23 protein-coding genes are annotated in these 21,721 nt (G+C 67.0%); 14 read left to right on the forward strand and 9 right to left on the reverse strand.

Annotated features, from left to right (window positions below):
• Positions 1 to 17: 17 nt before the first annotated feature.
• The 3 genes from D6850_RS12415 to yajC are packed head-to-tail and all read right to left on the reverse strand — an operon-like array spanning position 18 to position 3,722.
• The gene (locus D6850_RS12415) at positions 18 to 767 is read right to left on the reverse strand and encodes a sulfite exporter TauE/SafE family protein (protein WP_121167379.1); all 750 of its coding nucleotides are present in this window, start codon (positions 765 to 767) and stop codon (positions 18 to 20) included.
• Positions 760 to 3,393, reverse strand: a complete 2,634-nt coding sequence (gene secD / locus D6850_RS12420; protein WP_121167381.1) for a protein translocase subunit SecD — start codon at positions 3,391 to 3,393, stop codon at positions 760 to 762. The genes D6850_RS12415 and secD overlap by 8 nt, the downstream gene beginning before the upstream one ends.
• A 47-nt stretch (positions 3,394 to 3,440) precedes the next feature.
• On the reverse strand, positions 3,441 to 3,722 hold the full coding sequence (yajC, locus tag D6850_RS12425; RefSeq protein WP_121167383.1) for a preprotein translocase subunit YajC: 282 nt from the start codon (positions 3,720 to 3,722) through the stop codon (positions 3,441 to 3,443).
• Positions 3,723 to 3,988: 266 nt separating this feature from the next.
• On the opposite strand from yajC, the gene D6850_RS12430 reads away from it, so the two are divergent.
• Positions 3,989 to 5,050 carry a Hint domain-containing protein gene (locus tag D6850_RS12430; protein ID WP_121167385.1) on the forward strand — a complete coding sequence of 354 codons (1,062 nt, stop codon included), beginning with the start codon at positions 3,989 to 3,991 and terminating at the stop codon, positions 5,048 to 5,050.
• Positions 5,051 to 5,106: 56 nt separating this feature from the next.
• On the forward strand, positions 5,107 to 6,180 hold the full coding sequence (pheS, locus tag D6850_RS12435) for a phenylalanine--tRNA ligase subunit alpha (RefSeq protein WP_121167387.1): 1,074 nt from the start codon (positions 5,107 to 5,109) through the stop codon (positions 6,178 to 6,180).
• Positions 6,181 to 6,201: 21 nt separating this feature from the next.
• On the opposite strand, the gene D6850_RS12440 is transcribed toward pheS, so the two are convergent.
• The gene (locus D6850_RS12440; protein WP_121167389.1) at positions 6,202 to 6,951 is read right to left on the reverse strand and encodes an SDR family NAD(P)-dependent oxidoreductase; all 750 of its coding nucleotides are present in this window, start codon (positions 6,949 to 6,951) and stop codon (positions 6,202 to 6,204) included.
• Positions 6,952 to 7,089: 138 nt separating this feature from the next.
• On the opposite strand from D6850_RS12440, the gene D6850_RS12445 reads away from it, so the two are divergent.
• Positions 7,090 to 7,371: a YrhK family protein gene (locus tag D6850_RS12445; RefSeq protein WP_121167861.1), complete on the forward strand. Its 282-nt coding sequence runs from the start codon at positions 7,090 to 7,092 to the stop codon at positions 7,369 to 7,371.
• A 69-nt stretch (positions 7,372 to 7,440) separates the two neighbouring features.
• Positions 7,441 to 9,840 carry a phenylalanine--tRNA ligase subunit beta gene (pheT, locus tag D6850_RS12450; protein WP_121167391.1) on the forward strand — a complete coding sequence of 800 codons (2,400 nt, stop codon included), beginning with the start codon at positions 7,441 to 7,443 and terminating at the stop codon, positions 9,838 to 9,840.
• 6 nt (positions 9,841 to 9,846) lie between these two features.
• Here pheT and D6850_RS12455 read toward each other — a convergent pair whose 3' ends face one another.
• Entirely contained in the window at positions 9,847 to 10,560 is a 714-nt protein-coding gene (locus tag D6850_RS12455; RefSeq protein WP_166434065.1) for an FkbM family methyltransferase, read from the reverse strand.
• A gap of 207 nt (positions 10,561 to 10,767) precedes the next feature.
• On the opposite strand from D6850_RS12455, the gene D6850_RS12460 reads away from it, so the two are divergent.
• From D6850_RS12460 to D6850_RS12470, 3 genes are all read left to right on the forward strand, one after another.
• Positions 10,768 to 11,217, forward strand: coding sequence for a YtoQ family protein (locus D6850_RS12460; protein WP_121167395.1), 450 nt, complete (start codon positions 10,768 to 10,770; stop codon positions 11,215 to 11,217).
• Between the two features lie 154 nt (positions 11,218 to 11,371).
• Positions 11,372 to 11,800, forward strand: coding sequence for a large conductance mechanosensitive channel protein MscL (gene mscL / locus D6850_RS12465; protein ID WP_121167397.1), 429 nt, complete (start codon positions 11,372 to 11,374; stop codon positions 11,798 to 11,800).
• Positions 11,801 to 11,914: 114 nt separating this feature from the next.
• Complete coding sequence (locus D6850_RS12470; RefSeq protein WP_121167398.1) at positions 11,915 to 12,721, forward strand: mechanosensitive ion channel family protein; 807 nt, start codon at positions 11,915 to 11,917, stop codon at positions 12,719 to 12,721.
• 44 nt (positions 12,722 to 12,765) lie between these two features.
• Here the strand turns inward: D6850_RS12470 and D6850_RS12475 are convergent, their stop codons facing one another.
• Positions 12,766 to 13,374 carry an alpha-ketoglutarate-dependent dioxygenase AlkB family protein gene (locus tag D6850_RS12475; RefSeq protein ID WP_121167400.1) on the reverse strand — a complete coding sequence of 203 codons (609 nt, stop codon included), beginning with the start codon at positions 13,372 to 13,374 and terminating at the stop codon, positions 12,766 to 12,768.
• Positions 13,375 to 13,586: 212 nt separating this feature from the next.
• Here D6850_RS12475 and dnaK point away from each other — a divergent pair, with 212 nt between their 5' ends.
• Positions 13,587 to 15,500 carry a molecular chaperone DnaK gene (dnaK, locus tag D6850_RS12480; protein WP_121167402.1) on the forward strand — a complete coding sequence of 638 codons (1,914 nt, stop codon included), beginning with the start codon at positions 13,587 to 13,589 and terminating at the stop codon, positions 15,498 to 15,500.
• Positions 15,501 to 15,573: 73 nt separating this feature from the next.
• Positions 15,574 to 16,728: a molecular chaperone DnaJ gene (gene dnaJ, locus D6850_RS12485; RefSeq protein WP_121167404.1), complete on the forward strand. Its 1,155-nt coding sequence runs from the start codon at positions 15,574 to 15,576 to the stop codon at positions 16,726 to 16,728.
• A gap of 80 nt (positions 16,729 to 16,808) precedes the next feature.
• On the opposite strand, the gene D6850_RS19520 is transcribed toward dnaJ, so the two are convergent.
• Positions 16,809 to 16,946, reverse strand: coding sequence for a hypothetical protein (locus tag D6850_RS19520; RefSeq protein WP_166434052.1), 138 nt, complete (start codon positions 16,944 to 16,946; stop codon positions 16,809 to 16,811).
• A gap of 53 nt (positions 16,947 to 16,999) precedes the next feature.
• Between D6850_RS19520 and D6850_RS12490 the strand changes: the two genes are divergently transcribed.
• From D6850_RS12490 to D6850_RS12500, 3 genes are all read left to right on the forward strand, one after another.
• Positions 17,000 to 17,209, forward strand: coding sequence for a hypervirulence associated TUDOR domain-containing protein (locus tag D6850_RS12490; protein ID WP_121167406.1), 210 nt, complete (start codon positions 17,000 to 17,002; stop codon positions 17,207 to 17,209).
• Positions 17,209 to 17,739: a DUF488 domain-containing protein gene (locus D6850_RS12495; RefSeq protein WP_342769538.1), complete on the forward strand. Its 531-nt coding sequence runs from the start codon at positions 17,209 to 17,211 to the stop codon at positions 17,737 to 17,739. Before D6850_RS12490 ends, D6850_RS12495 begins: the two co-directional genes overlap by 1 nt.
• Positions 17,740 to 17,826: 87 nt before the next feature.
• Positions 17,827 to 18,636 carry a division plane positioning ATPase MipZ gene (locus D6850_RS12500; protein WP_121167408.1) on the forward strand — a complete coding sequence of 270 codons (810 nt, stop codon included), beginning with the start codon at positions 17,827 to 17,829 and terminating at the stop codon, positions 18,634 to 18,636.
• A gap of 10 nt (positions 18,637 to 18,646) precedes the next feature.
• Here the strand turns inward: D6850_RS12500 and D6850_RS12505 are convergent, their stop codons facing one another.
• On the reverse strand, positions 18,647 to 19,315 hold the full coding sequence (locus D6850_RS12505; RefSeq protein WP_121167410.1) for a 5-formyltetrahydrofolate cyclo-ligase: 669 nt from the start codon (positions 19,313 to 19,315) through the stop codon (positions 18,647 to 18,649).
• Positions 19,312 to 20,187, reverse strand: coding sequence for a DMT family transporter (locus D6850_RS12510; protein WP_121167412.1), 876 nt, complete (start codon positions 20,185 to 20,187; stop codon positions 19,312 to 19,314). Before D6850_RS12510 ends, D6850_RS12505 begins: the two co-directional genes overlap by 4 nt.
• A gap of 176 nt (positions 20,188 to 20,363) precedes the next feature.
• Here D6850_RS12510 and D6850_RS12515 point away from each other — a divergent pair, with 176 nt between their 5' ends.
• Positions 20,364 to 20,642, forward strand: a complete 279-nt coding sequence (locus tag D6850_RS12515; RefSeq protein WP_121167414.1) for a hypothetical protein — start codon at positions 20,364 to 20,366, stop codon at positions 20,640 to 20,642.
• Positions 20,643 to 20,730: 88 nt separating this feature from the next.
• The gene (locus D6850_RS12520; RefSeq protein WP_121167416.1) at positions 20,731 to 21,654 is read left to right on the forward strand and encodes a glucokinase; all 924 of its coding nucleotides are present in this window, start codon (positions 20,731 to 20,733) and stop codon (positions 21,652 to 21,654) included.
• Positions 21,655 to 21,721 lie beyond the last annotated feature (67 nt).

Consider the following 21,721-nt stretch of genomic DNA (forward strand, 5'->3'; position numbering starts at 1 on the left):
TTCCTTTGGGGTCGGGCCTACCAGATCGGCATGCCGCTGACCACGGCCAGCCCGATCACCCCGAAAGCGGCCGAGCGATAGAACCGCTCGCGGCCGGGATGGAAAAGCGACTGGCCGATCATCGTGGTGAAAAAATAGGGCACGGCCAGCGCCGCGGCCAGCAGAAATACCGACCAGCCCACCGCGCCTGACAGCAGCAGGTTGGCGACGATCACCAGGTCGAGCGCGGCGAGGAACACGATCGTGTTGGCCCGCACCGCCTGCGCCGCCGCCTGCCCGGCCAGGTAGAACAGGATCACCGCCGGTCCGGTCAGCCCGGTCATGCCGCCGATGGCCCCCGCCGTCGCCCCGACGGCGAGCAGGCCGGGCAGCCGCATCCGCCCGTGATAGCGCCAGCCTGCGATCAGCGCGGCCAGCGTGCCGCCGGCCACCACGGTCACGACCCAGCGCACGGTAAGCGCGTCCAGCGCCTCCATCAGCCAGAGCCCGAGCGGAATGGTCGGCAGCGCGGCGATGACCAGCAGCCCGACCTCGCGCAGGTCCGACTGGCGCCAGGCGCGCGGCACGAGCGCCGCGGTGCTGGCGACCCCGGTGAGGGTGATCGTCGCCACCACCTGCGCAGGCGGCAGGAACATCCCCGCGACCGGGACGAAGATCAGCGCGGTGCCGAATCCGGTGAAGCCCCGCACGATCCCCGCCACCGCGATGGTCGCCGCCAGCCACCAGAACCCCGGCGCGCCGAAGACGGCGACGGCGGCGTCAGGCATCCACGTTGGCGAACTGGTTGCCGGCGTTGGCGTCGGGTTTGGACCAGTCGCGCTTGACCCCGAGGCGCAGCAGCACCGTGGAGGCCACGAAGACCGAGCTGTAGGTCCCAACGATCACACCCCAGATCATCGCGAAGACGAAGCCGCGGATCACGTCCCCGCCCAGCACGTAGAGAGCGATGAGCGCGAGCAGCGTGGTCACGGAGGTCATCACCGTCCGGCTCAGCGTTTCGTTGATGCTGAGGTTGAGCACCTCGCTCAACTCCTTCTTCTTGTATTTGCGCAGGTTCTCGCGGACCCGGTCGAAGACGACCACGGTATCGTTCAGCGAATAGCCCACGATGGTCAGCAACGCGGCGATGATCGCCAGGTCGAACTGGATCTGTAGCTCCGAGAAGACGCCGATGGTCAGCACCACGTCATGCACGAGCGCCACGACCGCGCCCACCGCGAACTGCCATTCGAAGCGCAGCCAGATATAGACCAGCACCGCAGCGATGGCGAGCAGCACCGCGATCACCGCCGCAGTGATCAATTCGCCCGAAACCTTGGGGCCGACGCTTTCGACCGAGGTGAACTCGATATCCGGCGTCACCGCCTGAAGCGCGGATTCGACCTGCGCGATGATCTCGGGCGAGACCGACTCCTGGTCGTCCTGTGCCTGGATGCGGATCATGGACACGTTGTGATCGGGGCCGAAGGTGGGGTCGAACACCTCGGTAATGGACACGTCGCCAAGGTCGAGCGGCGTGATCGCGTCGCGGTACTGGCCGATGTCGACGCTCTGTTCGCTCAGGGTGCGGATCGTGGTGCCGCCCTTGAAGTCGATCCCGAAGTTGAGCCCGCGCACCCCGAAGGACAGCAGCGCGAGGACGATCAGCACCACCGACAGGCCGATGGACCATCTCCAGCGGCGGAAGAAGTCCCAGCGCGTCACCTCGGGCACAAGGCGAAGGCCGCGGCCGTGCAGCACGGTCTTGGGGCGTTTGCGCTCGAACCACATGACCACCAGCAGGCGCGTCACGTAGATCGCCGTGAAGACCGAGGTGATGATGCCGAGGCCCAGCGTGATCGCGAAGCCGCGCACCGGACCCGACCCCATCGCGAACAGGATCAGCGCGGTGATGAGCGTGGTGATGTTGGCGTCGACGATCGCGCTCAGCGCCTTTTCATAGCCGAGCTGGATCGCGCGGGCCGGTCCCTTGGCGGTCTTCATCTCCTCGCGGATGCGCTCGAAGATGAGAACGTTGGCGTCGACCGCCATACCGATGGTCAGCACGATCCCGGCGATGCCCGGCAGCGTCAGCGTGGCGCCGATCAGGCTGAGCAGGCCGAAGATCAGCCCGACGTTGATGATGAGCGCGATATTGGCGAATATCCCGAACAACCCGTAGCTTGCGAACATGAAGCCCAACACCAGCACGAAGGCGACCGCGCAGGCGAGCTTGCCCGCCTCGATGCTGTCGGCGCCGAGTTCGGGGCCGATGGTGCGTTCCTCGAGGAAGTCGAGCCCGGCAGGCAGCGCGCCGGCGCGCAGCAGCACGGCGAGATTGGTGCTTTCCTCGACGGTGAAGCGGCCGGTGATGATGCCCGCGCCGCCGCCGATATGGCTCTGGATGACGGGGGCGCTGATGACCTCGTTGTCAAGGACGATTGCGAAGGGGTTGCCGATGTTCTCGGCGGTGTAGTCGCCGAAGGCGCGCGCGCCGGTCGGGTTGAAGCGGAACGATACGGCGGGCCGCCCGTTCTGGTCGAAATCGGGCTGGGCGTCGACCAGTTCCTCACCGGTGACGACGGGCGCGCGCTCGAGGATGTAGTAGGCGTCCGGTTCGTCGAGCGACGGCAGGATCTCGTTGCCCGGGCCCGGGCGTTCATCGGGGTTCGAGGTGCGGCTGACCACCGGCTGGAAGGTAAGCTGCGCGGTGGTGCCGATGATTTCCTTCAGCTCCGCCGCGCTGCCGATGCCGGGCACCTGGATCAGGATGCGGTCGGCGCCCTGGCGCTGGATGGTGGGTTCGCGCGTGCCCACCTCGTCGATGCGGCGGCGGATGATTTCGAGCGCCTGGCGCACGGTGCGGTCGTCGGTGGCGCGTTTTTCCGCCTCGCTAAGCCGGACGACGACGGATCCGTCGCGCGCCGTCACCTCGATATCGCTGGCCCCCGCGCCGGTCAGGCTCGTCACCGGGCGGGCGAGGCCGCGCACCATGTCTGCGGCCTCCTGCGCCTTTTCGGGATGCTCGTTGAGCCGCACGACGAGTTCGTCGCCGGTGTCCTGTTGCAGGCGGATCGTGCCGATCGCGTCGCGCTCGCGGCGCAGGAGGTCGCGGACCTCGGGCCAAAGCCCCTCGACGCGGGCCTTGTAAACCTCTCCGACCTTGACCTCGGCCAGCAGGTGCGCGCCGCCGCGCAGGTCGAGCCCGAGATTGACCAGCCCCGAGGGCAGCCATTCGGGCCAGAGCGCGACATCGTCCGCCACCTCTGCGGCGTCGGTCCCCTTCTCGATCGCGGCGAGCGCGTCGTTATGCGTCTCGACCCGCGAATAGAAGGCGTTGGGCAGCGCCAGCAAGAGGCCGAGAGCGACCACGCCCCAGATACAGATACGTTTCCACAGCTCGATCTGAAGCATGACGACGCCTTTTCAGGTATGGAGGAGGACGAAGAGCGGCCGGGCGCTCAGCCCTCGGCCGGTTCGGTTTTCGACAGCACCTGCGCGATCGTCGACTTGACGACGCGCACCTTGACGCCCGAGGCGATCTCGACTTCGATCTCGCCGTCGTCCTTGACCTTGGAGACCTTGCCGATCAGCCCGCCCTGGGTGACCACCTGGTCGCCGCGCCGCAGGGCTTCGACCATCGCCTGGTGCGCTTTCATCTTCTTCTGCTGGGGGCGGATCAGCAGCAGGTACATGATCGCGAATATCAGGATCAGGGGGAGGAATTGCGCCATTGCGTCCATGAGGTGCTCCGTAGGTGTCCGGCGGGGGCCTCCCGCGATGCGCGCGAACCTAGGGTTCGCGTCCGGGTTTTGCAAGGCGCGATGACCACGCGGCGCGCGACGCCGCCCCACGCGCGCGTTCCGGGCGCGGACGCGCGGAAAATCAGGCGCGATTGCGGCCGCGCGCGCCGCTGAATTAACCTTGATTGCCCATGTCGTCGCCTTAATCCCCCCGTATCCCGGCGTCCTTGGCGCGCTGTCGCGCGGACGGAATCGGAGGGCACCACTTGGCGCGGATCAGCGAACTGCATTATTCGAACGCCTATGCGCGGAACTCGGGCGTGTCCGAATTCCTCGAGGTGGCGCTGCGCCCGTCCGAGGATCCGGCGGATTTCGTCGTCGGCTTCTACGAGGCGGACGGCTCGCTCGGGATCGAGGTGCCGCTCACGGACCCACGCGTCACCATGACGATCGACCCGGACAACGGCGAACGCATCTACGTTCTTTCGGCGGACAACCTGCCGATCCAACTGACCGATCCCGACGGCGGCGGAGCCAACAACTACGAGGCCTTCGCGCTGACCGATACGGCGACGAGCGAGGTCATCGATTTCTACGACATCGGCGGCGGCGCGCAGAACATCACCGCCCTGGGCGGCGCGGCGGCGGGCGCGGTGTCCGAGAACCTGCCGGTGCTGACGGGGCCGTCCTCGACCACCAGCACGATCCAGTTCAACCAGCCCGACCCCGGCCAGGTCAGCTATGGCCCCGCGGGGGCGGGCGATACCGGGCTGGCCTGTTTCGTGGCCGGCACGCGGGTGCAGACCCCGTCCGGCCCGCGCCGGATCGAGGCGCTGGCGCCCGGCGATTTGGTCCTGACGCGCGACGAAGGCGCGCTGCCGGTGCGCTGGATCGGGCGTCGCTGCGTCAGGGGGACCGGCGATTTCGCCCCGGTGCGCTTTGCCGCCGGTCGCTACGGCGCGACCGCGCCGGTCTGGGTGTCGCCCCAGCACCGCGTCCTGATCGACGGCTGGCGCGCCGAGCTCTACTGCGGGGCCGAGGAAATCCTCGTCCCGGCCAAGGCGCTGGTCGACGGGCGCGGCGTACGGCAGCAGCCGCGCGCTCAGGTGTGCTATGTGCATCTGTTGTTTGACAGTCACCAGATCGTCCAGACCTGCGGCCTGTGGAGCGAAAGCTACTTTCCCGCCCTCGCCGGAATCGCCGGCGGGTGCGAGGCGACCGAGCGTGAACTGGCGGCGCTGTTCCCGGACCTGACGCGCGACGGTTTCGGCGCGGCCGCGCGCCCGGTCCAGCGGGTGCGCATCGGGGCGTTGCTGCGCGCCGCGTGACCTTGCCTTCGCGGGTGCATGGCGCTAGCAGTGCCCGCGAAGAAGGAGCACGCAGCATGGACGATCTCAAAGCCAGATACCTGACGCAGATCGCGGAGGCAGAGGACGAATCCGCGCTCGAGGCGATCCGCATCGCAGCGGTCGGCAAGAAGGGCGAGGTGGCGCTCAGGATGCGCGAACTGGGCAAGATGACGCCCGAGGAGCGGCAGGCCGCCGGCCCCGCGCTGAACGCGCTCAAGGACGAGATCAACAGCGCGCTGGCGGCCCGCAAGGCGGCGCTCGCGGACGCGGCGCTGGACGAGCGGCTGCGCGCCGAATGGCTCGACGTGACGCTGCCCGCGCGGGGGCGCCGGCAGGGCACGATCCACCCGATTTCACAGGTCACCGAAGAGGTCACCGCGATCTTTGCCGACATGGGATTCGCCGTCGCCGAAGGGCCGCAGATCGAGAGCGACTGGTACAATTTCGACGCGCTGAACATCCCCGGCCACCACCCCGCGCGCGCCGAGATGGACACGTTCTACACCCATCGCGCCGAGGGCGACGACCGCCCGCCGCACGTGCTGCGCACGCATACCTCGCCGGTGCAGATCCGCGCGATGCAGGACCAGGGCGCGCCGATCCGGGTGATCGCGCCGGGGCGCGTCTACCGCGCGGATTACGACATGACGCACACGCCGATGTTCCACCAGGTCGAGGGCATGGCGATCGACCGCGATATCTCGATGGCGAACCTGAAATGGGTGCTCGAGGAATTCGTCAAGGCGTTTTTCGAGGTCGACGATGTCGAGCTGCGCTTTCGCGCGTCGCATTTTCCGTTCACGGAACCCTCGGCGGAGGTCGATATCCGCTGCTCCTGGGAGAGCGGCACGCTGAAGGTGGGGGAAGGCGACGACTGGCTCGAGATCCTCGGCAGCGGCATGATGCACCCCAAGGTGCTCGAGGCCGGGAACATCGATCCCGCGGAGTGGCAGGGCTTTGCATTCGGCATGGGGATCGACCGGATCGCGATGCTGAAATACGGGATCCCGGATTTGCGGGCGTTCTTTGATTCCGACCTGCGCTGGTTGCGGCATTACGGGTTCGCGGCGTTGGATGTGCCGACGCTCAGGGGTGGGTTGTCGCGATAGCCGGGCGCCCGCCCGTCCGGTTCATGCCTTGGAGTATCCTCCATCGGCAGCGATCGTCGCGCCGGTGATGGCGCTGGCGGCATCCGACAGCAGGAATGCGGTCACGTTGGCGATCTCCTCGGGGCGCAGGACGCGCTTGATCGGCATCGCGTCGACCCATTCCTCGGCCATCTCGGGATCGTCCTTCTTGACCGCATCAAGGATCGGCGTATCGACATAGCCGGGCGCCACGGCGTTGACCCGGATGCCCTTCTGCGCCCATTCGACGCCCATCAGCGCCGCCATGTGCGCCACCGCGGCCTTCGATGCGCCATAGGCGATGTGCGTCTCGGGATGCACGACCGACAACCCGGCGATGGAGGACGTCAGCACCAGCGCCCCACCGCGGCCATTCATGCGGTGGCCCGCCTCCTGCGCGGTGAGGAAAACGCCGGTCTGGTTGATCGCGATGACCTTGTCCCAGGTGTCTTTCGGATAGTCCATCGTCGGCCCCGTGGGCGCGATGCCGGCATTGGCGACAACCCCCGACAAGGGGCCGAGATCGCCCTCGACGCGCTCCATCGTGTTGCGGATATCGTCCTGGTCGGTCACGTCCATCGCGTAGAAGGTCACGCGCTCACCCAGATCATCGGCGACGTCGCCGCCATCGCTGTCGGCGAGGTCCGTCAGCGCCACCTTCGCACCGAGGTCGGCGCAGGTCCTGCACATCGCACTCCCGATACCGCCTGCGGCGCCGGTCACGAGGATTGTCTTGTCCGCTAGCGAAATCATCCTGAAACTCCTTTTGCCTCTCGCCCCCGAAAACGTCCGGTCCGCATCGGAGTTCCGGCCAGTCGGGCGGACATTGTGTCGCCCCCCGACTCCGGGCTAAGGAACATGCCCTCCCTTCAATCATTCGGGATCGATGCCATGCGCCTGTTCCAGCACGAGAATCGCCAGAAGTCCCCCGCCAGCCGCCGCCTCTACGCCCTATATGAAATCGCCTACACCATCGTCGATTTCATCGCCGCGCTTTCGTTCCTCGTCGGGTCCATCCTGTTCTTCTGGGCGAAGTACGAAACCCCCGCCGTATGGCTCTTCGTCATCGGCTCGACCTGTTTCTGCCTCAAGCCGACGATCCGCATGGCCCGCGAGATCAGGCTGCTGGGCATGGGCGACACCGAGGACCTGGCCAAACGCTACGACCGGTAAGCGGCCTTTCCCCCCGCCGCCTTCTGCGCTAAGCGGGGCCAACCGATAACGACCCGCGGATGACGGCACATGAAATTCACCCTTTCCTGGCTCAAGGACCATCTCGACACGACCGCGTCGGTCGATGAGATCACCGATGCGCTCACCGATCTCGGGCTCGAGGTCGAGGGCGTGACCAACCCCGCCGCGCGCCTGTCCGAGTTCACCATCGGCAAGGTGACCCATGCCGAGCAGCACCCCGACGCCGATCGCCTGCGCGTCTGCCGCGTCGAAACGGACGCGGGCGAGTTGCAGATCATCTGCGGCGCGCCCAACGCGCGCGCCGGCATCACCGTGGTGATCGCCAAGCCGGGCGTCTACGTGCCCGGCATCGACACCACCATCGGGGTGGGCAAGATCCGAGGCGTCGAGAGCTACGGGATGATGTGCTCGGAGCGCGAAATGGAGCTGTCGGACGAACATGACGGCATCATCGAGCTGCCCTCGGGCGAGGTCGGCGAGCGGTTCATCGACTGGCTCGCCGCCAACGATCCGGCCAAGGTGGACCCGGTGATCGAGATCGCGATCACCCCGAACCGCCCCGACGCGCTCGGCGTGCGCGGCGTCGCGCGCGATCTCGCGGCGCGCGGGCTGGGCGCGCTGAAACCGGCGCCCGAGGTCCATATCGACGGGCAGTTCCCCTGCCCCATCGGCGTCAGCATATCCGAGGACGCCCGCGCGGGCGGATGCGAGGTGTTCGCGGGCCGGCTGATCCGCGGCGTCACTAACGGCCCCAGCCCCGAGTGGCTGCAAACCCGGCTGCGCGCCATCGGGCTGCGCCCGATCTCGGCTTTGGTGGATATCACCAACTTCTTCACCTACGACCGCAACCGCCCGCTGCACGTCTTCGACGCGGCCAAGGTCAGCGGCGATCTGCGCATCCACCGCGCGGCGGGAGGCGAAACGCTGACCGCGCTCGATGACAAGGAATACACCTTCAGCAAGGGCCAGGTCGTGATTTCGGACGACGCGGGCGTCGAGAGCATCGCGGGCGTCATGGGCGGCGCCGCCACCGGCTGCACCGAGGAGACCACCGACGTGTTCCTCGAATCCGCGTTCTGGGATCATGTCCAGATCGCGCATACGGGTCGCGCGCTCAAGATCAACTCGGACGCGCGCTACCGCTTCGAGCGCGGGGTCGATCCGGCCTTCACCCTTCCGGGGTTGGAACTGGCGACGCAGATGATCCTCGATCTCTGCGGCGGCGAGCCGTCCAACCGGGTCATCGCCGGCGCCGTGCCGGACGTGGCGCGCAGCTATCCGCTCGACCCCGAGCGGGTGCGCTCGCTCGTCGGGATGGACATCGCGGAGGCGGACCAGCGCCAGACGCTGACCGCGCTCGGCTTTCGCATGGAGGGCGACCGCGCGCAGGTTCCCTCGTGGCGCCCCGACGTGCAGGGCGAGGCGGACCTTGTCGAAGAGGTGGCGCGCATCGCCTCGCTCACGAAGCTCGTCGGCCGCCCGATGGCGCGCGCGCAGGCCGGCGTGCCCAAGCCGGTGCTTTCGGTCGCGCAGCGGCGCGAACAGGCGGCGCGGCGCACGGCGGCGGCGCTGGGGTATAACGAATGCGTCACGTACAGCTTCATCGACCATGCCGCCGCCACGCTGTTCGGCGGCGGGGAGGATGCGACGATGCTCGCCAATCCGATCAGTTCCGAGATGAGCCACATGCGCCCCGACCTGCTGCCCGGCCTCTTGCAGGCCGCCGCGCGCAACCAGGCGCGCGGGGCGGCGGATCTCGCGCTGTTCGAGGCGGGGCATGTCTTTCATGGCGGTGAGCCGGGCGAGCAGCACATGCAGGTCGCGGGTCTGCTGATCGGCCGCACCGGGCCCAAGGACGTGCACGCAGAGGCGCGCGCGGTCGACGTCTTCGACGCCAAGGCCGACGCCGAGGCGATCCTCGCGGCCATCGGCGCGCCCGCCAAGGCGCAGATCCTGCGCGGCGGCCCCGACTGGTGGCATCCCGGCCGGCACGGGAGGATCTGCCTTGGCCCGAAGAAGGTGCTGGGCGTCTTCGGCGAATTGCACCCCCGCGTGCTGCGCGCCCTGGACGTGAAGGGGCCGGCGGTCGGCTTTACCCTGTGGCCGGGCGAGGCGCCGCTGCCGCGCAACGCCACCGCCAATCGCGGCGCGCTGGAAACCCGCGACCTCCAGGCCGTCGAGCGCGACTTCGCCTTCGTGGTCGACGCAGAGGTTGAAGCGCTGACGCTGGTCAACGCGGCCAAGGGCGCCGACAAGGCGCTGATCGAGGAGGTGCGCGTCTTCGACGAGTTCATCGGCGGCAGCCTTGGCGAAGGCAAGAAGTCCCTCGCCGTGACGGTGCGCCTGCAACCGACCGAGAAGACGCTGAAGGACGCCGAGATCGAGGCGGTGAGCGCGCGGATCGTCGAGAAGGTCGGCAAGGCGACCGGCGGGGTGCTGAGGGGCTAGGGGCGCTCAGCTATAGGTCTGGCGGCGGAACACCGGCGCGGAGAGCGGCTCGAAATAGATGTCCATCTGCCAGAAGCACCCGTCCCCCGGACGCCAGAGCGGGTCCGACATGTCGACCACGCCGAACCCCTTTTCGCGCATGAGGGCGACCATCTCGTCGAACAGCAGCGCGTCGGAAGACAGGCGAAACACGTAGACCTCGATCACGACGAGGGACGCGTTGGCGAGGATGTGCTCGCTGCCGTTCAGGATCGGGACTTCGTAACCGTGGGTGTCGAGCTTGAGAAAATAGGGCCCGGCGTGTTTTCCGTCCGCCTGGCACAGACTGTCGAGCCGGACCGCGCGGGCGCGCAGCGTCGCCTCCGTCCGCTGCGGATCGGCGGCGCCGCCGAACGGATCGCTGCCGTCAAAGGCGACCTCGCCGTCGATATCGCTGGCGGCGGCCAGTTCGAAGCGTGCGTTGCGTCGCGCGGCGCAGAATTCCTCGAGCGCCGTGCGGTGAACCGGGTTGGCCTCGATCAGCAGGTAGTCGGCGTCGGGAAAGTAGTCCATCGTCTGCACGGACCAACGGCCATCGGATGCGCCGACATCGATGACCGTGGCGACCTCGACGCCGCGGGCGGCGATCCGCCGCAACGCCGCCCGCGCGCGGGAGCGCTTTTTCTCGGCGGCGTAGCGGCGCAGCCCCGCCGGGACCGCCCGTTTCAGAAATGTCTTCAAGATGGATTCCTCCAAAGGCTTATCGGGGCGGACCTTACAGGCTTGTCCGGCCCTGTAGAAGCGCAACCGGCGCATTCGCCGGTCAACCGGTCGCAAAGCCCGGAGCGATCGGGTAGGCTGCGGTTCGATGGCAAGCCGCGCCGCGCGCGCGAGCCAAGGCGCCATGGCCCGAACCAAGACCGAAACCGAAAATGGAGAAGAACCACCATGACCCTGCATGTCTATCTTTCCGGCGAGATCCACACCGACTGGCGCGAGGAGATCGCCAACGGAGCCGAAGGACTGCCGGTGACATTTTCCGCACCCGTCACCGATCACGGCGCCAGCGACGATTGCGGAGTCGCCATCCTCGGGGCCGAAGACGACAAGTACTGGCACGACCACAAGGGCGCGATGATCAACGCGATCCGCACCCGACGCGGCATCGAGGAGGCCGACATCGTCGTCGTGCGGTTCGGCGACAAGTACAAGCAGTGGAACGCCGCCTTTGACGCCGGTTATGCCGCCGCGCTGGGCAAGTCGCTCATCATTCTGCAACCGCCCGAACACGATCACGCGCTCAAGGAAGTGGACGCCGCCGCGCTCGCCGTGGCGCGCACGCCCGATCAGGTGGTCGCCGTCCTGCGCTACGTGTTGAACGGGTCTCTGCCCGGCTGACCCCGCGCGACGGTCCGGCAGGCGCAAGCCTCTGCCCGAAAGGGAAAAACTGTTGCCTTTTCCCATGATAATCCCGCTAAATATGGATCTATATCCATGATACGGAAACAGACAATTCTCCGGGCGTCGGGAAATACAGGGAAAAGGGACAGTCATGCTTAGTGAATTCAAGGACTTCATCGCCAAGGGCAATGTCATGGACATGGCCGTCGGCATCATCATCGGCGCCGCCTTTACCGCGATCGTCACGTCGCTGGTGGGCGATCTGATCAACCCGATCATCGGCCTGTTCACCGGCGGCGTCGATTTCACCAACAATTACGCCGTGCTCTCCGGCGACGTGCCCGAGGGCGCCTCTCTCGAGGCCGCGCGCGAAACCGGGGCGTCGATCTTCGCCTATGGCGCGTTCATCATGGCGGTCATCAACTTCCTGATCATCGCCTTCGTGGTCTTCATGCTGGTGCGCTATGTCAACAAGGTAAAGGCGATGGCCGAGAAACCCGACGAGGTGGCGCCCGAGGTCGAGACCGGCCCGTCCGAACTGGACGTGCTGCTGGAGATCCGCGACTCGCTGAAGAAATGAACCGCGCAAGCTGACGAGAGAGGCCCGGGTGTTCCGGGCCTTTTCGCGCCTTGCGCCCGGCTGTGCGGGGATGTTACCTGCCGCCCCTAACGGAATACCGAAAGGCGTCGCGACATGGAAGAATACCTGGAAAAGGCGATCAGCTTCGGGCCCCTGATCGTTCAGGCGATCAAGGCGCTCATCGTGCTGGTGGTCGGCTGGATGGCCGCCGGGCTGATCGGAAGGTTCGTGCGCCGCCAGGTGAACAAGCACCCGCGCATCGACAACACGCTGGGCAATTTCGCCGCCACGCTGGTCACCTGGATCGTGCGGCTGATGGTGCTGATGGCCGTTCTCGGCCTCTTCGGGATCGAGGCGACGAGCCTCGTCGCCGTCATGGGCGCGGCGACGCTCGCGATCGGCATGGCGTTGCAGGGTACGCTGGCCGATCTGGCCGCCGGCATCATGCTGGTGATCTTCCAGCCTTACAAAAACGGGCAATATGTCGACATCGGCGGAACCGGGGGGACCGTGGTGGACATCACGCTGTTCTACACGGAGCTCAAGACGCCTGACAACGTGCAGATCATCGTCCCCAACGGGCAGGCCTGGGGATCGGTCATCACCAACTACTCGGTGCATGATACGCGCCGGCTCGACCTGACCTTCGGGATCGACTACGACGACGACAGCGACGCCGCGATGAAGATCATCCTCGACGCCGCCCGCGCCGACGACCGCATCCACGCCGACCCCGAACCCTGGGCGCGGGTGACGAACCTGGGCGACAGTTCGGTGGACATCACCGCGCGGCTCTGGTGCGCGACGGCGGACTATTGGGAGCTGAAGTTCAAGCTGACCAAGGAGATCAAGGAAGCCTTCGACGCGAAGGGCATCTCGATCCCCTATCCCCATCAGGTCAACGTCGAGAAGGACGCGTGAGGGCGCGCAATTCTCGTCCAAGAGAATTGCCCATGCCCCCGCCGTCAGTCCACGACCCGCAGGGTCAGGTTGATGCGCCCGCCCTGCGGCAGCAGCGTGCTCGAGCGGAACTTGATCCGGTCGACGCCGTGATGGACGAGCCGCGCATCGCCGCCCATCACCACCACGTCGCCTGACCTCAACCAGATCGATTCCGTGCGCCCGCCCCGCGTGGCGTTGCCGACCCTGAGCAACCCTTCGTCGCCCAGCGACACCGACAGCACCGGCCAGGTAAAATCCGCCTCGTCGCGGTCCTGGTGCAGTCCCATGCGCGCGCCCTCGCCGTAGTAGTTGACGAGGCAGCAGTCGGGATCGCGCGCATCGCTCACCAGGTCTCGCCAGAGCGCAAGAACCCGGTCGGGAATCGCGGGCCAGTCCATGCCTTCCGGGTGCCGCCGGGCATAGCGGTAGCCCGAGCGATCCGACACCCAGCCATAGCGCCCGGCCGAGGTCATCCGCACGCTCATCTTGCGCCCGAACCGCGTCTCGGGGGCGACAAAGGGCGCGGCGCGCACGACATCGCGCAGGTCCGCGACCAATGCCTCCTGCGCCGCCCGCTCAATTCGGCCCGGCAGGATACGCAGGCCGCGCAGGTTCAGTTCGGGTTCAGCCATGCGGACGTCTCCGGCCTCGGGCGCGCATGCCCGGATTCAATGAAAAACTGTCGTTTCCGTGCTCCCCCGGCGCTTGCAGGGGCTCGGCGCGCTCCCTATATACGCCGGGAAGCACCGCCGGCGCCAGCGCGGGCGGTCTCCTTAACCAGTCGGGGCGGGATGCCGTAACGGGTCACGCCCTGTCCTATCGCCTGAAGAGAAAGGGATAACACATGTCCAAAGTCATCGGTATCGACCTCGGAACCACCAACAGCTGCGTCGCCATCATGGATGGCAGTCAACCCCGCGTCGTCGAGAACGCCGAAGGCGCGCGCACCACGCCGTCGATCGTCGCGTTCACCGAGAACGAGCGTCTCGTCGGCCAGTCCGCCAAGCGCCAGGCCGTGACCAACCCGGAGAACACCATCTTCGGCGTCAAGCGCCTGATCGGTCGCCGCGAGGACGACCCCGATCTGGCCAAGGACAAGAAGAACATGCCGTTCAACGTCATCGACGGCGGCCAGGGCGACGCCTGGATCGAGGCGCGCGGCGAGAAATATTCGCCCAGCCAGATCAGCGCGTTCATCCTCGGCAAGATGAAGGACACGGCCGAGAAGTATCTCGGCGAAGAGGTGACGCAGGCCGTCATCACCGTGCCCGCCTATTTCAACGACGCCCAGCGTCAGGCCACCAAGGACGCCGGCAAGATCGCCGGCCTCGAGGTGCTGCGCATCATCAACGAACCGACCGCCGCCGCGCTGGCCTATGGGCTCGACAAGGACGAAACGCACACAATCGCGGTCTATGACCTTGGCGGCGGCACGTTCGACGTGACCATCCTCGAGATCGACGATGGCCTGTTCGAGGTGAAATCGACCAACGGCGACACGTTCCTTGGCGGTGAAGACTTCGACATGCGGATCGTCAACTACCTCGCGGACGAGTTCAAGAAAGAGCACGGCGTCGACCTGACCAAGGACAAGATGGCGCTGCAACGGCTCAAGGAAGCCGCCGAGAAGGCCAAGATCGAACTGTCGAGCTCCAGCCAGACCGAGATCAACCAGCCCTTCATCTCGATGGGCTCGGACGGCTCGCCGCTGCACATGGTGATGAAGCTCACGCGTGCGAAGCTCGAGTCGCTCGTCGGGGACCTCATCAAGCAGTCGATCAAGCCGTGCAAGGACGCGCTCAAGGATGCGGGCCTCTCGGCCAACGAGATCGACGAGGTCGTGCTCGTCGGCGGCATGACCCGCATGCCCCGCGTGATCGAGGAAGTGACCAAGTTCTTCGGCAAGGAGCCCCACAAGGGCGTGAACCCCGACGAGGTTGTCGCGATGGGCGCCGCCATCCAGGCGGGCGTGCTGCAGGGCGACGTCAAGGACGTGGTGCTGCTCGACGTGACGCCGCTGAGCCTTGGCATCGAGACGCTGGGCGGCGTGTTCACGCGGCTCATCGACCGCAACACCACGATCCCGACCAACAAGAGCCAGATCTTCTCGACCGCGGAGGACAACCAGAACGCGGTGACGATCCGGGTCTTCCAGGGCGAACGCGAAATGGCCGCAGACAACAAGATGCTGGGCCAGTTCAACCTCGAGGACATCCCGCCGGCGCCGCGTGGCATGCCCCAGATCGAGGTGACCTTCGACATCGACGCCAACGGCATCGTGTCCGTCAGCGCCAAGGACAAGGGCACCAACAAGGAGCAGAAGATCACGATCCAGGCGTCCGGCGGTCTTTCGGACGAGGATATCGAGAAGATGGTCAAGGACGCCGAAGAGAACGCCGAGGCCGACAAGGCCCGCCGCGAACTGGTCGACGCCCGGAACCAGGCCGAGAGCCTCATCCACTCGACCGAGAAGTCGATGGAGGAGCACTCCGACAAGGTCGACCCGTCGACCGTCGAGGCGATCGAACTGGCGATCTCCGCGCTCAAGGAAGAGATGGAGAAGGACGACGCCGGCAAGATCAAGGCGGGCATCCAGAACGTGACCGAGGCCGCGATGAAGCTTGGCGAGGCGATCTACAAGGCCAGCCAGGAAGAGGACGCAGGCGAGCCGAAGGCCGCTGACGAGGCGTCCGGCCCGGGCGAGGACGACATCGTCGACGCCGATTTCGAGGACCTCGACGACAACAAACGCAGCTAAGGCTGCCACGGAACGACGCGGGCCGGCCTGGTGACGGGCCGGCCCGGACCGTTCCGGCAAAAGGAGTTCTCGAATGGCCAAACGCGACTATTACGAAGTGCTTGGCGTCCCCAGGGGCGCCTCGGCGGACGAGATCAAGAAAGCCTATCGTCAGAAGGCGAAGGCGCTGCATCCCGACAGCAACAAGGACAACCCGGACGCCGAAAAGCAGTTCAAGGAAGCCGGCGAAGCCTATGACGTGCTGAAGGACCCGGACAAGAAGGCGGCCTACGACCGCTTCGGCCACGCCGCCTTTGAGGGCGGCATGGGCGGCGGCGGCGGGCCGCGCGGCGGACACCCCGGCGGCGGCCAGGGCGATTTCGCCTCGGCCTTCTCGGACGTGTTCGACGATCTTTTCGGCGATTTCATGGGCGGCCGCGGCGGCGGCGGCGGACGGCGCGCCGCGCGCGGCTCGGACCTGCGCTACAACATGCGCGTCACGCTGGAAGAGGCGTTTTCCGGGCTGCAGAAGACCATCAACGTGCCGACCTCCGTGGCCTGTTCGGCCTGTGACGGATCGGGCGCGGAGGGCGGCGCCGAACCCACCACCTGCCCGACCTGTTCGGGCATGGGCAAGGTGCGTGCGCAGCAGGGGTTCTTCACGGTCGAGCGGACCTGCCCGACCTGTTCCGGCCTCGGCCAGATCATCAAGAACCCGTGCAAGGCCTGCGGCGGCCAGGGCCGGGTGGAAAAAGACCGCGCGCTCAGCGTGAACATTCCCGCGGGCGTCGAGACCGGCACGCGCATCCGCCTTTCGGGCGAGGGCGAGGCCGGCATGCGTGGCGGGCCTCCGGGCGATCTCTACATCTTCATCGAGGTGGCCAGGCACAAGCTCTTTGAGCGCGAGGAGGCCAACCTCTTCTGCAACGTGCCGGTGTCGGTTGCGACGGCCGCGCTCGGCGGTGATATCGAGGTGCCGACGATCGATGGCGGGCGCGCACGCGTGAAGATCCCCGCCGGCAGCCAGTCGGGCCGCCAGATGCGCCTGCGCTCCAAGGGGATGCCGGCGCTACGCGGCGGCGCGCGCGGCGACATGTTCATCGAACTTTCGGTCGAAACGCCGGTGAACCTCACGTCGAAACAGAAGGAGCTTCTGCGCGAGTTCGAGGCGCTGTCGGAGGACAACAACCCCGAAAGCAAGAGCTTCTTCTCGTCAGTCAAGTCCTTCTGGGACAGCATGAAGAGCTGAGCCGTCGCGCCATGATCGCTGTTCATGAAGGGCCGCGCCACCGGGTGCGGCCCTTTTTTCGTTTCTCGTCAGCGCAAGGCTTACAGGTCGCGTTCCAATCGCCGCCACCCGGGTTGGGCGACTGATACGTTCTCGATCATCCGGTCCGACACACCGCCGCCCCCGCGCATGTCGGGCGCGCCGAGCTGGAACCCGAAACGGTCGGGCAGTTTCCACATCGTTGGAACGCGGCCCCGCTTGGGGCGTTGTTCCCTGAAAGGAGGGCATCATCATGGCCAAGTTCTCAAAAGGCGATCACGTCGGCTGGAATTCCGAAGCGGGCCGCGTGAGCGGCAAGATCATCAAGGTTCACGAACAGGATTTCGACTACAAGGGGCAAACCCGTCGCGCGTCGAAGGACGAGCCGCAATACGAAATCGAAAGCGACAAGACCGATCACATCGCGGCCCACAAGGAAGACGCGCTGACCAAGGTCGACTGATGGCGCGCTTCGCCACGATCGGGCATTCCAACCGCGCCCCGTTTGTGCAGATGCTGCGCGATGCCGGGGTCGGCGTGCTGGCCGATGTGCGCAGCTTCCCGCGCTCGCGCAGCAACCCGGCCTTCAACATCGACGCGCTGCCCGAGACGCTGGCCCCCTACCAGATCGGATACGCGCATTTCCCCGATCTCGGCGGCAGGCGCAACAAGCAGCCCGAAGTGAGCGAAGACCTCAACGCCATGTGGCGCGTCCGCAGCTTTCACAACTATGCCGACTACGCGCTGTCCGAGCCGTTCGGCGACGCGCTCGACCGGCTGATCGCGCTTGGTGAAAGGGCGACGCCCTGCCTCATGTGCGCCGAGGCGGTGTGGTGGCGCTGTCACCGGCGGATCGTGACCGATTATCTTCTCGCGCGGGGGCATGAGGTCGAGAATCTCATGGCCGAGGGGCGCAGCGAACCCGCCCGGATGACCCCCGGCGCGCGCGCCACGGACGATGGCCGCGTCCTCTATCCACCAGAGGCGGAATGAGCGCGCCCCGGCTCTTTCCTATTTGCGAAGCGCGGGATAATGTGCGCCAAACGTCCCGCTGCGAGGACGAGGGCAAGGGACTTGGGCATGGCGCATATCATCGTCGTCGGAAACGAGAAGGGCGGCGCGGGCAAATCGACCGTGTCGATGCATGTCGCCACCGCGCTTGCGCGGATGGGACATCAGACCAGCGCGCTCGACCTCGACCTGCGGCAGAAGACGTTCGGGCGTTACGCGGACAACCGCAGGACGTTCATGAAGAAATCCGGCCTCGACCTGCCGTCGGCCTATTATCATGATCTGCCCGAAGTCCACCAGTCAGCGCTGAAACCGGGCGAAAACGTCTATGACCGCAGGCTGTCCGAGGCGGTCGCGCAGCTTGAGCCGGACAGCGATTTCATCGTCATCGACTGCCCCGGCTCGCACACGCGGCTGAGCCAGGTGGCGCATAGCCTGGCGGATACGCTGGTGACGCCGCTCAACGACAGTTTCGTCGATTTCGACCTGCTCGCGCAGATCGACTCGGACGGGCGCAAGATCCTGCGCCCCTCGGTCTATTCCGAGATGGTCTGGAACGCGCGGCAGCTGCGCGCGCAGGCCGGGCTGCCGCCGATCGACTGGATCGTGCTGCGCAACCGCATGGGCGCTCAGCAGATGGTGAACAAGCAGAAGATGGGCGAGGCGCTCGAGAACCTCGCGCGGCGGATCGGCTTTCGCACGGCGCCCGGCTTCAACGAGCGGGTGATCTTCCGCGAGCTGTTCCCGCGCGGTTTGACGCTGCTCGACCTCAAGGATGTCGGTGTGCAGAAGCTCAACATCTCGAACGTGGCCGCACGGCAGGAGTTGCGCGATCTCGTCAAGGCGCTGAAGCTGCCCGGCGTCGAGGTCGATTTCTGAGGTCGGAAAATCAGCCGCGCCGCCGCGTGCTGCCGTCGCCCAGCAAAACGACGTCCATCGGAATGTCCCAGGGTTGCGGGAAGATCGTCGGCAACGCGCAGAAATCATGGCCGATCCCGACGATCTGCGGCGCCGGGTCGAACGCGGCAAGCGTCCGGTCATAGTAACCGCCGCCATTGCCGAGGCGGTAACATTCGTCATCGACCCCCAGAAGCGGCACGATCACGACATCGGGCGTCACCGGCTGTCTGGACTGGGGCACGGGAATGTTCCACACGCCGCGCTCCATCTTCGCGCGTGGCGCCCATGCGTGAAACTCGACCGGCGCGGCCTTTTGGAGCACCACGGGCAGGCCGATGCGCGCCCCCGCCTCCGCGCAGCGCGTCATCCAGGGCCGCATGTCCAGCTCACCGCGGATCGGCCAGTAGCCGGCGATCGTGCGCCCCGCGACATCGCCCAGCAGCGCATCCAGCGCATCGGCGATCCGCGCCGCCTGGGTGCGCAGCTCGTCCCGGGTCATGTCCTTGCGCAGCTGGTAGAGCCGCGCGCGCTCGGCCTTGCGGAAGCGGGCCACGTCGCGCCGGGTCTGGCTGTCGACCGCGAAACCGGCGGTCAGTTCATGGGCGAAACAGGGGGCGGTTCCGCCCTGGTCGCCGGTATCTTCTGCGTCACCGTTCATGAAACCGTCCTCCTGCGGTCGTGGGCGCGCATCGCCACCAGGTTCGACACCAGCAGCGCGCCGATCACCAACGCCCCGCCGCTCAGCGCCCAGGGGCCGGGGTCCTCGCCCACGATCGCCCAGACGAGCAACGGCGCCAGCACCGATTCGAGCAGGATCAGCAAGGACACCTCGGGCGAGCTGATGAACCGTGGCCCCAGCGTCAGCAGGCTGGTCGATATGGCGATGAACCCGCCATGCGCGAGTAGCAACGGCCATTGCGACGACCACGCCGCGAAGGGATCGGACACGATGAACATGAGGCAGGCTGCAAGCAGGTAGCCGATCGGGATCGCCGGGATCATCGAGGTCGCGCGCACCCGGCGCACCGCGGTAAGCGCGCCGGCGAAACAGATCGACACCATCAGCGCCACGAGATCGCCCTGCCACGACGCGACCTCGTTCCCGTGGCTGCCATAGGCGATCACGCCAAGGCCGGCCCCCACCGCCAGCATCGTCAGGATCATGCGTCCGCTGATCGCCTCGCCCAGGAACAGGCGGCTGAAGATCGCGGCGAAGACGGGAATGGAGGCGAAGATGAACACCACGTTGGCGACGCTGGTCAGGCTGACGGCGACGACGAAGCCCGGCGCGCTCAGCCCGATGAGGAACGTGTAGATCGCCCCCGCGCGCCCGGTCCGCAGAACCGCGCCAAACCCGGACGCGCCCCGGAGCATCAGCACGCCGGCGGCGATCAGGCCTCCGGCGGTCAGCGCGCGCCAAAAGGCGATGGCGAAGGGCTCGGCGTCGATCAGGCGCACGAAGAGCGAATCCGGCACCACGAAGAGGACGCCCAGCGCCGTGATCGCAATGCCTTTCAGGTGTTCGCTCATGATCCCAACCTGTCCCCGGATCGACCCCGAATGTAAAGGCCATGCGCCGCCCGGTCTGCCCGAAGGCGACCGCGCAGCGCCCGAATGCGTCGGGACGCGCGCGGCGCGGGCGGATATTGCGGGGCGCGCCTTCTCCGGCTAGGATCTCCGCGGCACCCTGCCGCCGGAGGCCCGCCATGAGCCCGTCGATGATCCTGTGGATCGCCGTTTCCGGCGCGATCTTCGCGCTTTGGGCGTTCCAGATGTTCCGCTGCCTCTTCGCACTGTCGCAGGCGGCGCGGGAAGCGGCCGCGGCGCACGGCGGCGCCTGGCCGAGCCTGCCGGAACAATTGGCGCAATTTGCCGCCTTCGCCTGCGCGCCCGAACATGCGCGCGACCGCAGACTGCTGCTGATCCTGACCGCGCTGGTGCTGGCCACCTCTCTGATCCGCTTCGCCATGCTCTCGTCGGGCTGAAGCCGTATGTTGCCGCGCCCGCATGCCAGCCAGGGAAGGCGTAGATGCCGCCGCCTGAATACCGTTTCAAATTCGCGGAGGCGGAACGATGTCTGAGTTCTGGCTGCTTGCCGATGTCGGGGCCAGCAACACGCGCATCGGGCTGGCGCGCGCCGGCGTGGTGCAGCAGGGGAGCGTGCGAATTGCGCGAAACGCGGAGCATGACGGGTTCACCGCGCTGGTCCTCGCCTACCTGTCCGACATCGGCGCCGGCCCGCCGGAGGCGATCTGCGCCGGCGTCGCGGGGCCGGTGCGCGGGGACGCGGCGCAACTGACCAATCGCGACTGGCATATCGACGCAAGGGCGCTGGGCGCCGCGACCGGCGCGGCGCGGGTCCGGTTGATCAACGACCTTCAGGCGCAGGCCCACGCGCTTGACGATCTGCCGCCCGGCGCGCTGCGCCGCCTGATCCCGGGCCGGCCCGATCCGGCGGGCGCGCGACTGGCGCTGGGCCTCGGGACCGGATGCAACATCGCCGTGGCGCACCGGGTCAAGGGGCGCCTCTTCGTGCCGCCCTCAGAGGCGGGGCACACCCGCCTGCCGCTGCTGGACCTGCCCGCCGGCCTTGTTGCGGCGCTTGGCTGGCATGGCGCGCATCTGCCGGTCGAGGCGGCGCTCTGCGGCGAGGGGTTGTTGCGGATCGCGCGCTGGTGCGGATCGGACGCGGGCCGCTCCGCGGAGGTGATCGGCTGCGCGGACGGCGGGCCCGAGGCGGCCGCCCTGCGGCATTACCTTCGCATCCTCGGGACGGTCGCGGGCGACATGGCGCTGGCGCATCTGCCGAGGGGGGGCATCTACCTGATCGGCGGCCTCGCCCGCGCGCTCGCGCCCTTTATCGCGACGCCCGATTTCGCGCGCGCTTTCACTGACAAGGGGCCGTACCGGGCGATCCTGGAGGACATTCCCCTGTCGCTGATCACGGATGACGCCGCCGCGCTCTATGGCTGCGCGCGCGTGCTTTCGAACGGTTGAAATTTTACGCCCAAGGACTGGTGGACGAGGCCGATCTATCCACAAGATTGAGGGAATTTGCGCGCTG

The organism is Roseovarius spongiae, assembly GCF_003651245.1.
In the GTDB taxonomy this organism is placed as follows: Bacteria; Pseudomonadota; Alphaproteobacteria; order Rhodobacterales; family Rhodobacteraceae; genus Roseovarius; species Roseovarius spongiae.